Origin of the sequence: Planctopirus limnophila DSM 3776, from assembly GCF_000092105.1 — a bacterium.
GTDB lineage: Bacteria > Planctomycetota > Planctomycetia > Planctomycetales > Planctomycetaceae > Planctopirus > Planctopirus limnophila.
Map to the genome: position 1 here is coordinate 4720541 of NC_014148.1, position 14472 is coordinate 4735012.

At 53.5% G+C, this 14472-nt stretch carries 13 protein-coding genes; 4 read left to right on the plus strand and 9 right to left on the minus strand.

Annotation, left to right across the window (positions count from 1 at the left end; all coding sequences use genetic code 11):
* Positions 1–136: 136 nt before the first annotated feature.
* Entirely contained in the window at positions 137–307 is a 171-nt protein-coding gene (locus tag PLIM_RS24465; RefSeq protein ID WP_155523255.1) for a hypothetical protein, read from the minus strand.
* A 454-nt stretch (positions 308–761) separates the two neighbouring features.
* On the opposite strand from PLIM_RS24465, the gene PLIM_RS18870 reads away from it, so the two are divergent.
* The 4 genes from PLIM_RS18870 (at position 762) to PLIM_RS18885 (ending at position 5165) form a co-directional block, all read left to right on the plus strand.
* Positions 762–1859, plus strand: a complete 1098-nt coding sequence (locus PLIM_RS18870) for a DUF1573 domain-containing protein (protein WP_052301629.1) — start codon at positions 762–764, stop codon at positions 1857–1859.
* Between the two features lie 337 nt (positions 1860–2196).
* Positions 2197–3201 carry an AAA family ATPase gene (locus PLIM_RS18875; RefSeq protein WP_013111914.1) on the plus strand — a complete coding sequence of 335 codons (1005 nt, stop codon included), beginning with the start codon at positions 2197–2199 and terminating at the stop codon, positions 3199–3201.
* A 117-nt stretch (positions 3202–3318) separates the two neighbouring features.
* Entirely contained in the window at positions 3319–4149 is an 831-nt protein-coding gene (locus tag PLIM_RS18880; protein WP_013111915.1) for a 3-keto-disaccharide hydrolase, read from the plus strand.
* 50 nt (positions 4150–4199) lie between these two features.
* Complete coding sequence (locus PLIM_RS18885; RefSeq protein WP_041403906.1) at positions 4200–5165, plus strand: ABC transporter ATP-binding protein; 966 nt, start codon at positions 4200–4202, stop codon at positions 5163–5165.
* Between the two features lie 169 nt (positions 5166–5334).
* Here the strand turns inward: PLIM_RS18885 and PLIM_RS18890 are convergent, their stop codons facing one another.
* From PLIM_RS18890 to PLIM_RS18925, 8 genes are all read right to left on the minus strand, one after another.
* Positions 5335–6651, minus strand: a complete 1317-nt coding sequence (locus PLIM_RS18890; RefSeq protein WP_013111917.1) for a hypothetical protein — start codon at positions 6649–6651, stop codon at positions 5335–5337.
* 56 nt (positions 6652–6707) lie between these two features.
* Positions 6708–7715, minus strand: coding sequence for an MBL fold metallo-hydrolase (locus PLIM_RS18895; RefSeq protein ID WP_013111918.1), 1008 nt, complete (start codon positions 7713–7715; stop codon positions 6708–6710).
* 108 nt (positions 7716–7823) lie between these two features.
* On the minus strand, positions 7824–8324 hold the full coding sequence (locus PLIM_RS18900) for a GYF domain-containing protein (protein WP_013111919.1): 501 nt from the start codon (positions 8322–8324) through the stop codon (positions 7824–7826).
* Positions 8325–8387: 63 nt separating this feature from the next.
* Positions 8388–9830: an aldehyde dehydrogenase family protein gene (locus PLIM_RS18905; RefSeq protein WP_013111920.1), complete on the minus strand. Its 1443-nt coding sequence runs from the start codon at positions 9828–9830 to the stop codon at positions 8388–8390.
* A gap of 27 nt (positions 9831–9857) precedes the next feature.
* Complete coding sequence (locus PLIM_RS18910; RefSeq protein ID WP_148227186.1) at positions 9858–10586, minus strand: hypothetical protein; 729 nt, start codon at positions 10584–10586, stop codon at positions 9858–9860.
* 339 nt (positions 10587–10925) lie between these two features.
* On the minus strand, positions 10926–12164 hold the full coding sequence (locus PLIM_RS18915) for a lactonase family protein (protein ID WP_013111922.1): 1239 nt from the start codon (positions 12162–12164) through the stop codon (positions 10926–10928).
* Between the two features lie 84 nt (positions 12165–12248).
* Positions 12249–13217 carry a tRNA dihydrouridine synthase gene (locus PLIM_RS18920; protein ID WP_013111923.1) on the minus strand — a complete coding sequence of 323 codons (969 nt, stop codon included), beginning with the start codon at positions 13215–13217 and terminating at the stop codon, positions 12249–12251.
* A gap of 11 nt (positions 13218–13228) precedes the next feature.
* Entirely contained in the window at positions 13229–14227 is a 999-nt protein-coding gene (locus PLIM_RS18925) for a prenyltransferase/squalene oxidase repeat-containing protein (protein ID WP_013111924.1), read from the minus strand.
* Between the last annotated feature and the right edge of the window lie 245 nt (positions 14228–14472).

A 14472-nucleotide genomic window follows, 5' to 3' on the forward strand; every position in this document is an offset into this window, starting at 1 on the left:
CACAAAATGCAGACTTCCAGCTTCAGTTTAGGTCGAGATTGCCCGTCAGGCCGAACGACGAAGGAAAAACCTGAGTGTCCATAGCGGCAAAACCCCGATAAAAATCATTAACTCCTTATCATGAAGCACTTTAGATTCAGAATAACGGCTTCTGCAGATTGCACGGATCGAACTGTTCCGATGCTTCCCGGTCACGAATCACCACATTCCCCTCCTGAAAACCGCCCTGATAGGAAACTTGGGGATAACTGGTAACTTGAGGCGTCTTTCCGGCCTGTTTCTGGCGTGACGGCACTCTTTCGGCCATGTTGACATTTTGTACCTTGTCAACTAACTTCGCGCTCGCGTTAAGTCGATTCAAGTGGGCAAGTTGTTGCCTGTGAGCCAGTGATTTGAATGCCTCACAGATAATGACTGCGGAGCATCCATCGATTCACTGAAAGTGTCGTTTCGAGAGTTGAAAGCCTGTCAAGGGCGCTAAATTCTCTCCCGGCAGACTCTTCCAGCAACGCAAGGGGCGACATCGAATCGGACAAAACCGCCTCACCGGAGGCGCATTAGTCTTGTTCGCTTCGTCCGATCTGGTTGAATAGATGGTGGTAATGCCCAGGGAACGGGCACATTGAATTGTTTTGTTCAATGCCGGAGCCGATTGCTCATGAGAGCAATTCTTCCGACGAGGACCAGGTTCAGACTGGCAGATAACCAGTCGATTGGTCAGTTCCAGGGGCTTTGCCAGGATCAAAGGGATGATCGCTAACATGTTTCGTCAAGTGTCTCGTCTGTTCCAGGCCACCTGTCTGGCCATCGGCCTCCTGACAGTTTGCTCCACAAATCTGCTGGCTCAGGAATTGAACTGGGCCAACAAAATGCTGGAGCGGCAGAACATCGATTTCGGCACTGTGGCCCGCGGAGCAGACACCGTCTACCGTCTCAAAATCCGCAATATTTACAAAGAAGATGTACAACTCCTCGGAACCCGCACCAGTTGTGGCTGCTCCAAGGCCAAGCTCAGCACCAACCTGCTGAAAAGTGGCGAAGAAGGTTACGTCGAAATCGCCATGGATACCTACAAGTTCATGCGCGAAAAAACCTCGAACGTCTTCGTGACCTTCTCGATTGCCAACATTGGCACAGTCGAAGTTCAAATCCCACTTCGCGTTTACATCCGCACCGATGTGGTGCTCACTCCCGGTGCGATCAACTTCGGCGGCTTCGATGTCGGGGCTGGCAAGGAATCGACCGTCAACGTGGCTTATGCAGGTCGTCCTGATTGGACAGTTACCGGCATCAACTCCTCCAATCCACTCGTTACCGCCACTGTCGTTGAAACCAGCCGCAGCGGTGGTGCTGTCAACTATCAGTTGATTGCCAAGGTTTCACCCGATGCTCCCGTCGGTGACTTTGGAGGCATCATCTCGCTCACCACCAACGATGTCGGCACACCCGCCGTCCCGGTTCCATTCAATGGTCGAGTGGAAGCTGAGTTTGTCATCACTCCATCTCTCCTCACACTGGGCAACCTGGTTCCAGGAACCACCAAAGCCCTGCAGGTGGTCATTCGCTCCAAGAAGCCTTTTGCCATCGAAAAAATTGAGTGCGAAACTGTCGATGGGGCCTTCCAGGTCAAGCTCCCCACCACCACAGCTCCAGTCCACGTTCTTCCTATGACACTCAAAGTGCCCGATCTCGCTGGCCCACTCAACGAAACCTTTACCATCTCGCTCCCAGGTCGCCCCAATGTGATTCAGTTCAAGGCCACGGGAACAATCATCTCCGCCCCGGCCGCACCTCCCACAAATCCAGCCGCCTCGATTCCTGCACCAGCAGGCGTTCCCGCCACAACCAGCGGGCTGTAATTCATCAGGCGACTCCGACCATTGACGATCCATCACGTCTCGACCAGTTCACTGTTGGTCGAGACGTTTTCATTGAGCCCTACCGAATTCGAGGTTCTATCCCCTCCAGCGTTTTGCCCCGGAAAAGATCTTTTCATCAGGTGCCGACTCGACTTCCTTGCCCAACTCTGGCAACCTCATAGAAGCCGTTGATCGCGGTCTGATAAGCATTCCAATTTGAAATAGAGCTCTGTGTGCCATGCTCGCAGCTTTGGGCAAGCATGTTTACGCCATCTTCGACGCGCGATTTCACGTTGCGATTCATATGATGTGAGAAAAGCCAATTCGGGGAAAAAGTATGGAATCTCAGGTCGAGGGCTTACGCGATGAAGCCGCGCGATTTGCCGAAGAGTTTCAAAAAGCCCGCACTGCCATCAGTGAAGTGATCGTCGGCCAGAAGATCGCCATCGAGTCCGTGCTGGTCGCCATCTTCGCCGGTGGCAACGTACTGCTCGAAGGGGTGCCAGGTCTCGGCAAGACAGAACTCGTGAAAGCCCTTTCCCGCGTGCTCCACCTCGAGTTCCGCCGCATTCAGTTCACCCCGGATCTCATGCCCGCCGACATCATCGGCACCAACATCATGTCCACCGATGAAGCGGGCCGCTATCGCTTCGAGTTCCGCAAAGGGCCCATCTTCACCCAGCTGCTCCTCGCAGACGAAATCAACCGCGCCTCACCCAAAACACAGTCCGCTCTCCTCGAAACCATGCAGGAAGGCTCTGTCACCACGGGCGGAGTCATTCATAAACTTCAGCAACCCTTCTTCGTGCTGGCCACGCAAAACCCCGTCGAGCAGGAAGGGACTTACCCGCTCCCCGAAGCGCAGCTTGACCGCTTTCTCTTCAAAGTCGTCGTCCCGTTTCTGAATCGAGCTGAGCTGAACGAAGTCGTCAGTCGTACGATCCTCAAGCGCCCCGTCGAAGTTCCTCAACTCCTTACGGGCGATCGCATTCTCGAATTGCGGCAACTCCTCGATAAGGTCGTCGTCACTGACATCATCCGCGATTACGCGTGCCGGCTGGTTCTCAGTACTCACCCACAAACCGAAGATGCCCCTCCCGAGGTCAAGCAGTTTGTGCAGTGGGGTGCCAGCCCGCGTGCTGCTCAAGGGCTCATTCGAGCCGCCCGAGTGAAAGCTCTGGCCGATGGCAGACCTTATGTCGCCCTGGACGATATCCGCTCATTCGCTCAGGAAGTCCTGCAACATCGTGTACTCCTCAACTACGATGGCCAGGCCGAAGGCATCTCCCCGCGCGACCTCATCACCACGTGTGTCAAAACGCTGAAAGAAACCGCCCAGTAATGCGCTAAGTGCCATGTTAATCTAGTGCCATGCTTGCAGCCTTGGGCAAGCATGCCTGAACCCATCCACTCCCCAAACCCATACAAACCATCCTTCTCCTCCTGCAGAAGCCACACCATGCTCTCCACCATCATCAAATTGGCAACTTCGATTACACTGTGCCTCTCGTGCTCCGTGAGCCTCTTCGCACAGGAAGCCACACCTCCAGCCAGCAGCACACCAGGCGAAGAAAAGTGGATTCAGCTCTTCAACGGCAAAGATCTCACCGGCTGGACACCCAAAATCCGCTACCACGAACTCGGCGAGAACTACGGCAACACCTTCCGCGTCGAAGACGGACTCCTCAAAGTCGTTTACGACCCCGCAAAATACCCCGAGTTCGGCGAAAAGTTCGGCCACCTCTTCTACGAAAAACCCTACTCGAATTACCGCCTGCGCATCGTCTATCGCTTTGTGGGAGATCAGTGCAAAGGTGGTCCCGGCTGGGCGACCCGCAACAGCGGTGCCATGCTCCATGGCGAAGACCCCAAAACGATCGGCAAAGATCAGGATTTCCCAGCTTCCATCGAAGTCCAGTTCCTCGGCGGATTGGGCAAAGGCAAACGCACCACCGCCAATCTCTGCACTCCCGGCACGAACGTGGTGATGAACGGCAAACTCTTCACACCCCACTGCACGACTTCCACTTCCGATACCTACGACGGCGATCAATGGGTCACTGCCGAAATCGAAGTTCGTGGCAGCAAACTCATGCGCCACGTCGTCAATGGCAAGACGGTCCTCGAATACACCGAACCTCAACTCGATGAGCGCGATGCCCACGCCAAAGAACTCATCAAAGCCCGTGGCGGCGAAAAACTCCTCTCTTCCGGCACCATCTCACTACAATCCGAAAGCCATCCCGTGGAGTTCAAAACTGTCGAACTTCTCGAACTCCCCGCCGAATGAGTTCACACAGAAATGAACTCAACGCCATCGCCCCGATAAAGTCGAAATCTATGGGTGCATCGCCAACGAGCCTGTCAGCCGCCATTAGCGTCGAGCATGTCTCCTTCAGTTATCCCTCGCGGAAAGAAACTCCTCCGGCACTGAACGACGTTTCTTTTCGCGTGGACGAAGGCCAGATCTGTGCGCTGCTCGGCCCCAATGGCAGTGGCAAATCCACGCTCTTCAGGCTGTTGGCCACACTCCTTCCCTGGCAACAGGGAACCGGTCAGATCTTTGGCGTCGATCTCGCGCACTCACCGCAGAGAGCCAGGCGACTCTTTGGCGTCACCTTCCAATCCCCCAGCCTCGATACCCGATTGACTGTCGAAGAAAACCTCTGGCATCAAGGCAAGCTCTACGGCCTCAACTCGGTCGATCTGCAACAGCGAATCATCGAATGCAGCACACCGCTGGGATTAAAGGACTGGCTCCCTAAGACCGTCGAAACACTTTCTGGCGGCTGGAAGCGTCGTGTCGAACTGGCCAAAGCTCTGCTCCACCATCCCCGCCTGCTCCTCCTCGATGAACCCAGTGTCGGGCTCGATCCGGGCAGTCGGCGTGAACTGTGGCAGGAACTTGCCAGGCTCCGCCAAATGGGGATCTCCATCCTCGTCAGCACGCACCTGATGGAAGAAGCCGAACTCGCCGACCAGGTCGTGATCTTCGACGAAGGGCAGAAAGTGGCCGAAGGCTCTCCCGATGAACTCACACAATCCGTCGGGCAGGATGCACTCTCGATGACTCCTCGTAACCCCGAGACGTTTGCCGAAATTCTACTTCAGAAAACAGGCCGCAACGCGCTCCGCATGGGCTCTTCATTCCGACTCGAAGGACAAATCTCGCCAGGTCTTGTCGAAGAACTCGCCACCAGCTTAGGCCCCGAACTCCGCGCCATCGGCCTCATCCGCCCCACACTCGAAGAAGTCTTCCTCAAAGTCACCGGCAGAACCTTCGAATCCGCCGATCAAGAGGACTAATTCAGTTTCCAAAATTCAACTGCACTCCTTGGTATGGGGTGGCTGGGGTTGAGCGTCTTCGCGAACCCCCAGTTCATGCCGAAAATTGCTGGGGGTTCGAAGACTCAACCCCAGCCACCCGCCGCGCAATTGTTTATTGGAATCCGTATCAAAGGGCCCAATGGCGAAGTTATCGAATCACTTTACGACTGAAGGCCACCACAAATAAACCCCAGAGTAAAGTCCCTAGCAAAGCTTCAATATTGAGCGGTATCAACACCCAGCCATGTGCGGTATTAAACTGATCTCCGCCAAAGCCAGAAGTAAATACACTCACGGTTGTCATTAACGAGTAGACCACGCGATTAATGATTCCATCGGCAGGCAGATCGGCAATGGGCGGGCTGTCGATCTCGAAATGCTGATAGCCAATTGCATAAAGAACTGCGAAGAACAGCATCGCCAGCAGTGCCGAAACAACGGCTCTGCCAGGATTGGTCCCATAACCGCAGCCCCAGTCGAGAAATACCAGATCACAAATCTGTGCCAGCTTCGTCCAGGGCTTGAGCCATGAGCGCGGTTTACTCTTCCTTTGATTAACCTTGAAGCGATAGTAGGCCCAGTCCTCCTCATCAAATCGATGGAGCGTCTGAAAGATCGCCTTCAACAAACCATATTCACGCATCGCCAGTTCATGATCCCCAGTATTCTCCGATGCCAGGCGACCCTCAATCTGCTTTGGCTTGATCAGCATCCGATCAACTACCGCATTGGCAAAAGCAAATTGTTGCCGCACACCCTGTGAGATAGTCTCTAAATAGACAAAGTCACGCAGCTTGGCTTTCGAGAGGTCAATCATGCCATCAAAGTGCGAAACGTCAAAATCGAGCTTCTTCTCAATGCTGATCCCGCGAAACAGCACATCCTTCTGAAAGAGGCAATGATTAAAGGTGAGCCCCTGCCCAATTGACATACTTCGCAGATCGGCCAGTCCATGAAATTCGCAATGTTGAAATCCAAACCAGCCATCACAAGTCACTTCCCAGAACTTCGCATCCTTCTGGAACACGCAATACTTAAAATCCCCTTTGCCAAAAAACTCGCTGAGATCAAAGCGTGCCAACCCCTGAATCGTCAACCCGCTGAAAATGCAGCCTTTCAACTTGCAGGCGTGCATGCAAAACGATTTCTCAAACGTCGATTTTCTCTCGCAGCGGGCGCGATAGATCGTGCACTTGGCAAACTCCACAACCTCATGAAATATCGCCTTCTTGATCGTCAGTCGATCGAGAACCACATTTTTAAAGATGACCGGGGCCGTAAACTCACCCTGTAACGTCAGCTTTTCAATCCGCACATCGGCGAGTGGTTGTCCCTCTTTGAGCATCGCTAATGCCGTCGCTGCATCCATAAGAGGTAAGCGACCCGACGGAGAATCATCTGGTAACTCTTCAGGAGCATGATTCGTTGCTTCAAGATCTTCAGATGCTGGATTCAACTCGGTCATAGCCTGCCTTCAGAAAATTTCGCATGCATACCATACGCAAGAAGCTGCGGATTGGATCAAGGGATCTGAGCCGTCACCTTGGCAAAATGTTCGCGCGCTTCATCAACCAGAATGTCGTACTTGCCGGCATAGCGTTTGGCAAAATGGATCAGCACCAGTTTCTCGGCTTTTGCCAGGCGTGCCAATTCACCTGCCTGAGAAGCCGTCATATGGTGATACTTCAGTGCCTGCGATAACTGCCCCTGGGCGTAGAACGAATCGCAATAAAGGACACTGGCCCGCTGTGCAATCGAAAGTAACCTCGATCGAGAAGCTTCATTCCAGAGCGTATCTGTCACAAAAGCGAGTCGGGCCCCCAGGCTTTTCAGAAAGAACTTATCCCGCAAAGTCGCCAGCGGATAACTCCCACCTTCAATCAGAACTTGAGTTCCATTCGGAGCATCCTCACGCAAAAGGCCCAGGACATCCCCTATCCAACTCCCCGGCTTTAACAAACTTTTCCGCAGTGCATCGACATTCAAAAACCAACCCGGCTTCTCAATCACAGCGTAACTCAAACACGGCACCGTATGCTCGGCAAAGACGGCCTCCACCTGAATCGTCTCATTCTCGAAAATCACACATCCCGTTCGCGCCTCATCACGAATCTCCGGCGGTGGAAACTTTCGACCACAGTCGAGACGTCCCACACGAAAGCCATCTTCATGAATCTCATAAACATCAATGACGATCTTCTGAAACGGAAAGAATTGAAATTCATAGCTGCGAATGCGATCCGCCACCTTCTCAATAGTCTTCGGCGGGCCATAGATCCTTAACGTTTTGTCTCGATCCATATTCGCACGGATAATGCGATCCAGACCCACAAAATGATCGATATGATGATGCGTAATCAGCACCACGGAAAGATCCGCCAACTGTTCCAACGAGAGAGCACCATTCTCTCCCGCATCCAGCAGAACTGCATCATCCCGATCCGGATAATCGATCAGCAGGACAGGATCTCCTGTTGATCCATTCACCAAGATCAATTCGGCATGAAATCTCGCTAGCGACTCAGGCACACAAATCTCCCTCGATCAACAGAGACCCGGCTTCCTGCGCTGGTACTGTCGGTGGATACCAACGATCCAAAGCCTCGCATCTCGCACGAATTCATCGATCTCATCACGCTAGAATCGATTCTGACTGATCGCGATAATGACTCCAATCGCGAGCAAGCCATTATATGTGGTGGCGATGAACCCCAGAACAATTCCAATCCAGGCGTGGACGCTTCCTTTAATCACCGGGTTCTGACTGCGTTTATACAACCCCACAATCCCCAGAATAAATGCTGGGATCGAGAAGACGAGACCGAAGAGTGGGAACAGGCCAAAGATACCGAGATAGTATGCGATGAGTGCCGATGGATTTTTGTAAGGGATCAATCCACCCGTACTGTCCCCACCTTTTTCTGCGGAAGAAGCTCCTCCCTTTTTGACAGGTGGAACATTCATCCCGGCGGGAATCTCAATCCCAGGCACCATCTCCAAAGGCATCCAGTCTTCACAACCTTTGTACCAGGCACTCACCTCTCCCGGCAGAAGCACCCCCTCCGCAATCTGCGAATTGACCTCCTCCAACTCAAAAGGCCCCTGCTTCTTGCCATTCACATGCAAATGAATTTTCATAGAGATCTCTCAAATCAATCTTTGATAGACATATCGTACGTACGAACTTCTGAATGAATCATGCTACCATGGCAAGGAGTAAGTCTTCGAATTCGAGTAGAACTTCTTCGCTTCAATAATCCCTTCTTTAATCCCCAGACCGGAATCTTTAATTCCTCCGAACGGAGCCTGCTCCAGCCGATAACCGGGGACTTCATTCACATGGACCATTCCGGTATGCAGTTCGCGAATCGCCGTCATCGCCTGTGACATCGAATCGGTCACGACACTCGTCGAAAGCCCATAGCGGCTACTGTTGGCATATTGAATCGCATCTGCCAGATCTCTTACAGGAATGATCGGCGTCACGGGCCCGAAGGTCTCTTCCACAACAAGAGGCGCGTCGCGAGGCACATCTTTCAGCACTGTCGGAGCCAGCAGTGCGACGTTCCTCTGACCACCTGTCAGCAGGACAGCTCCCCGGGCCATGGCCTCATGCAGACTCTTTTCAATACCAATAGCGGCTGATTCCGAAATTAAAGTGCCGACATCGGTCTTAGAGTCCTCGGGATCTCCACTCATAAAGGCTTTGGTGGCCTCCGTAATCCTTTGCGCGAGTTCTTCATAGATACTCTCTTCAGCCAGCACACGCTTCACTGCCGTGCAGCGCTGGCCCGAATTGCGATAGCTCCCTTCGCAAGCCAGCTTGGCTGCCAATGCCAGGTCGGCATCTTTCAACACGATGAGTTCCGAGTTGCCCCCCAGCTCCAGGCAGACTCGCTTGTAACCAGCCATTCCTGCAATCCGCTTCCCGACAGCGACACTCCCCGTGAAAGAAATCGCCTCCACACGAGGATCGGTGATCAGCGGCTCGATCACCGTATCAACTGGCCCAATAAGTACACTCAGCATCCAGCCGGGAAGACCCGCTTCATACAGTGTTTCTGCAAATCGGACAGCCGTCAGCGGGGTCTTATCGGAAGGCTTCAAAATGATCGGCGTTCCCGCAGCGATCGCCGGGGCCACCTTATGAGCCAGTTGTGTCAACGGGTGATTGAAGGGAGTGATCGCAGCCGCCAGCCTTAAAGGCTCACGCATCACATGGACTGAGCGATTCCTGCTGCCCAGTATTTTCCCCGGCGGTGTCACATCGCCCCAGAACGTCGCATCATCGCATTCCATGGCGGCCATCGAAGCACCATGGAGCACATCACATACGCGGCTCGCTTCGGCTCTAGTATCTTTGAGCGCGAGGCCCGTCTCCCGCGTCATCAACCGGGCGAATTCTTCCGTTCGCTGAGAAAAGATCAGGCTGGCACGCCGCAAAACCTGCTCCCGGCTATACCGACTCAAAGGCGCATGACCTTTGAGAGCCGCCTGGATCGCTGCTTCGAGATGCTCATGCCGGGCCGTTGAGACAGTTCCCGTCAGCGATCCATCATAAGGATACCGCACCTCGAGCGGCTGACTCGTCACCAGCGGCTCACCAGCAATATATAAGGGCAAACAGACAGGAATAAATGACATGATATGAACCAGCAACTCGATAAATAATTACTCGGACTTCTTTGTGTCTTTCGACTTTTTGGATTTCTTCTTCTCTTTGACTTTATAGGTCTTGGGATCGGGCTCCCACTCTTCCAGATTCAACATCTCGCCTCGAAGAGTCATATACAAGAGATGAATTTCAGGTGGTTTGCTTTGCCCTCGTATGACTTCAAACGGTTTTCCAGTTTTTTCCAGTGAACATTCTTCGGCCTTCTTTTCACAATCTACTCCAAATCGTTCGCTAATCGGCCACTGCTCATCGAAAATGGTTTGACTAATACTATCCCAACCTGCCTTTATCTGCTCCTTTAACCTTACTGCATACCATTGATGCATTTCGATCTCGCAGGCTTCACAGCTTAGGTGTTCACCCGTCTCAGTTTTGTCTTTCCCTTCAATGTCTTTGTTGAGATAGATCCGGAAAGCTCCACAGTTCTCATGTTGAATGATATAGATATCAGAGATCCCCTGCTTTGTCAGAATCAATCCCGCTTTCACCTGATCAAAGAAGGTCCGCTTCCATGCGCAGAACAACTTCATCAGATCAGACTCTGTCTTGATATTGGCCCTCTCATAACTTTCGACATCGCCTGTTTTAGGTGTGTGAAAGTCACCTTTTCGTAACTTCTCGACTAAACTCAGCGCCGTCCCGGCAATCGCGAAGTGGTAATACCGGTTCGTCATATTGTCCAGATGCAGGTAACTGACGATGTCATCCAGCAGACGATAGTCCACACAACTGACCACCAATGCCAGTTTGCGGGGAGCAGGATAAGTGGGCCATGCCTGGGTCATGAGAGAACCTTTAAGGAGAGGGAGCGCGATGACGGTTCACCATCCAGAGTCCGATGTTTGACTCTGGCCGTGAAGCACCGACGGCTTGCATCCTAAAGAGTGCCCTGGCGTTCAGTCATCAAGAATATGCCGAAATTCTGCGCGAGTTTGAATTCTTCATCAAACCGTTTTCGCGGCTATTCGTGTGGCTTGATGGATGAAATCAAGCTCTTAACACAAGTTCGTGCCACGGATGCGTAGACCATCATTTCAAGCATGAAAAACTTCAAAGCCGCTGTATCAAGGCTTGATTGGGACAAACCGCACACAGACCGGAGCACCAATCGCCACAGGTTCTCCCTGCGGGGTCAATGTGCCTGTCGAGGCGTTGAACGCAAAGACCTGCACGCTGTTGCTCCCCTGGTGAGCCGCGATGAGCCATTGGCCCGTCGGATCGAACGCAAAGTTTCTGGGTGTCTTTCCACCAGCGGGAACATTGGCCACCAGCTTCAATTCGCCCGTCTCTGGCCGAATACTGAAGAGTGCCAGACTGTCATGACCGCGATTCGATCCCACCAGCCAGTTCCCCGAAGGATGGGCCACAATCTCTGCCGTCGAATTGCCAGGTGTGTTCGCATCTTTAGGTAGAGTCGAGACCGTCTGAATCGGCTCCAGATCTCCCTTGGTCGAGTCGTACTTAAAAGCGGTAATTGTCGAAGTGAGCTCATTAATCACATAGGCAAAGCGTCCATTGGGATGAAACGCTAAATGCCTGGGCCCGGAACCTGCCGCCACAGGTGCTGAAGGAATGTCATGAGGCTTGAGCGTGCGGGTCGCCGGGTCGAATTGATAGATAAAAATCTTGTCGCAACCCAGATCTGCCGCAAAGGCATAGCGATTCGACTGATCGAGATTGATCGAATGCGCATGCGGCTTCTGTTGCCGCTGTTTATTAATGCTCGACCCTTCATGCACCATGATCGACGAGGGCTTTTCCGGAACACCCTCCGCATTGAGAGGAAGTGATGCCACCGAGCCACCGCCATAGTTCGCGACAAACAAAGCACTTCCCGCCAGATCGACCGAAAGATGACATGGCCCCGCTCCGCCAGAAGGTTTCCAACCCAGTTCCTTGAGCGAACCATTGGCCGCTTCCCGCGAAAAAGCAATCACAGCCCCCGTCGGTCGTCCCGCTTCGCTCCCTGGCAGCGATTCGGCCACTTCACTCACACAGTAAATCACCGGCTTCGTCGGATGCATCGCCAGAAACGAAGGATTGGTCACCTTAGCCACCAGTTCCGGCTTCGAAAGAGCGCCCGTCGATGCATCGAAAGTCGATCGATAAATCCCTTCACTGGTCCCTGAGGTATAAGTTCCAAAATAAACATGGAACAATGCGGGCGTTTTGGTTTCTTGTGCCTGGGCTGGCTTCGCCATCGAAAACATCAACTGCGCGAATGTCAGCAGCCACACAGCCAGAGGCAACCCGCCGTTCGTCAACTGTTGGAAAAAATCTTTCAGCTTCCGTGCCGCTGACATGGGAGACTCCTGAGGAACTGGAAAACCTGTTTTCGATTAGCTGCAGTGTGTGTTGCCACGAATCAGGCTGTCAAGCAGAGGAGGCTACCGAGCCACTGGCCGGAACCATTCCCGCACCAGTGTGCGAAACTGAGCAAGATTCTTGATGGCGTGGATCTCCTTCTTGAACTCCGCAAAATCCGGGAGGAACTTCGCAAAGTAGCAAGCCGTCCGGGCCAGTCGCTTCTGGGCCAGATGAGCTGAATAAAACTCGAACTCATGCTCGACCAGAGCCAGCAGTACTTTCCCTCGCTCGGCAGGACTCGGCTCAATAATCTCACGACTGCCAAACAGCAGCGTACGGGCCTGCTGAAAGATCCACGGGTTCCCCAGGCAACCCCGGCCAATCGCCACGCCATCGGCTCCACTCGATTCCAGAAAACTGATGGCATCCTGAGGCGTACGCACTCCACCACTTCCTAACACCGGAATCGAAACCGCTTCCTTCACACGCGTCACATGCTGCCAGTCCGGCCCACCCAGATAAGCCTGCTCGACACTGCGGGCATGCAGAATTATGGCCGCACCGCCAGCCTGCTCGACTCGCTGGGCTGTTTCGACAGCGGTGTCTTCGCCCGCTTTAGGGCCTGTCCGCAATTTGACTGTCACCGGGATCGAGACCGCCTGCTTAGCTGCCGCCACCAGCTCGGCAATCCGCTGTGGCTGCCCCATCAGCGCACCACCTTCGCCACGACCCACCAGACGACGGATCGGGCACTCAAAATTGAGATCGACCATTGAAAAACCGAGTTCTTCAATGACCCGGGCGGCTTCACCAATCTGAGCAGCATCATTCCCGCTGATCTGCCCGACAGCCGGCCGCTCCGCCGAAGTCGTCGAGAGCAGCTTGATCGCGCGCTTATCCCGCTCGGCCACATCTTTGGCATCGATCCGCTCACTGCAAACCAGGCTGGCTCCCTGCTGCTTGCAAATCAGCCGGAAAGGCAAACTCGTATGCTCCTCCATCGGAGCTAATGTCAGCCCATGAGCCAGACTGATATTCCCAATACGCATGCCAAAAACCTTCAGGAAGCGGCTTTCGCTTCCAGCCCAATGAGTGCTCGAATCCCTAATCCATAAAAAGTGTATTCAACGTCAGCTTCTCGATCCCAGCCAGCGGCGAGAAATCCACCCGTCGGGACTTCAATACTTTTCATAAAGGCACCCACTCTCCTCCACGGACTGGGAGATTCAATGTCCAACGTGCGACATGTCACCAGAGCTGTGAAGGTTGATAATCCATCCGGGAAAGGGATGCGGCTGTTCGCCAGATAACCCCCATCACTCGCTTTCACATCACTCAAAAAGCCTGCCACATCGCTTTTGAGTGCCGGTGTAATCTCGCCATACATCTTCAGTAAGGCGACGGCTGCAGCCGTGGGGTTGGTGCCACTGCGCTTCATAGGACCAATTTCGACAAACCCGCCATCATCCCGCTGGCGCGATTTCACAAAGCTCATCAGTCGAGCAATCTCCGGCGGCGACTGGCCCACCAGTTCATAAGCCAGCGCTGCCAGAAAGCTGTGATACGTGCTGCTCGATACACCTTCCATCGATTTGGCATAGCCGCCATCAGGCCGGCGAAGTTCTTCGAGCCTGTGGACCGCTTGCAGCACGTCCTCTGATGACACAGTTGAGTTGGCCGCTTGAACAGTGACAGTTTCGATCCCCTGTTCGATCTGGAGCACGACACTCAAGTACAGCCAACTGACGAGATCAATGACATTGAGGCGGGGTGACCAGGCCTGGCCCAGCCAGTTTCCTGCACGCCGCGCCACCTGAGGAGAAAGCTGCCCCAGTGCCACAAGTGATCTCACGGCAAAAGCCGCGTAGTACAGGTCGGAAGTCGCTTCATCGGCAGCCAGTGGTGTCCCATCGAGGGCTTCCACTCGTCCACCAAAGCCTCCATCGTCCTGCTGGCGGCTCTCGATGAAGCGGGCATGTCTTTGTGCCAGCTCGAGAGGAAAAGTCGCCAATCCCCGCTTGAGATCATCTCCCAAAGTAATGAGATATCCAGCCGACATATTGCGTCACTACCTGCCGTTCGTCACTGGGAATCTTCTGGATGTCCGCTGAGCCATCATGAGCCTGCGCTCGTCAAATCCTCTTGACCGACTCGCTTGATGAGACTATTCGTTACACCAGAAAGAATCGATCAACTCACAGGAAATCGGCACAAAACACTTAGATTTCCTGAAGTACCGTCGATAACTCGATGATGATTCGACGATTCATATCGGAAACTCAGCCGTAACCCTTGGCGTTTCCC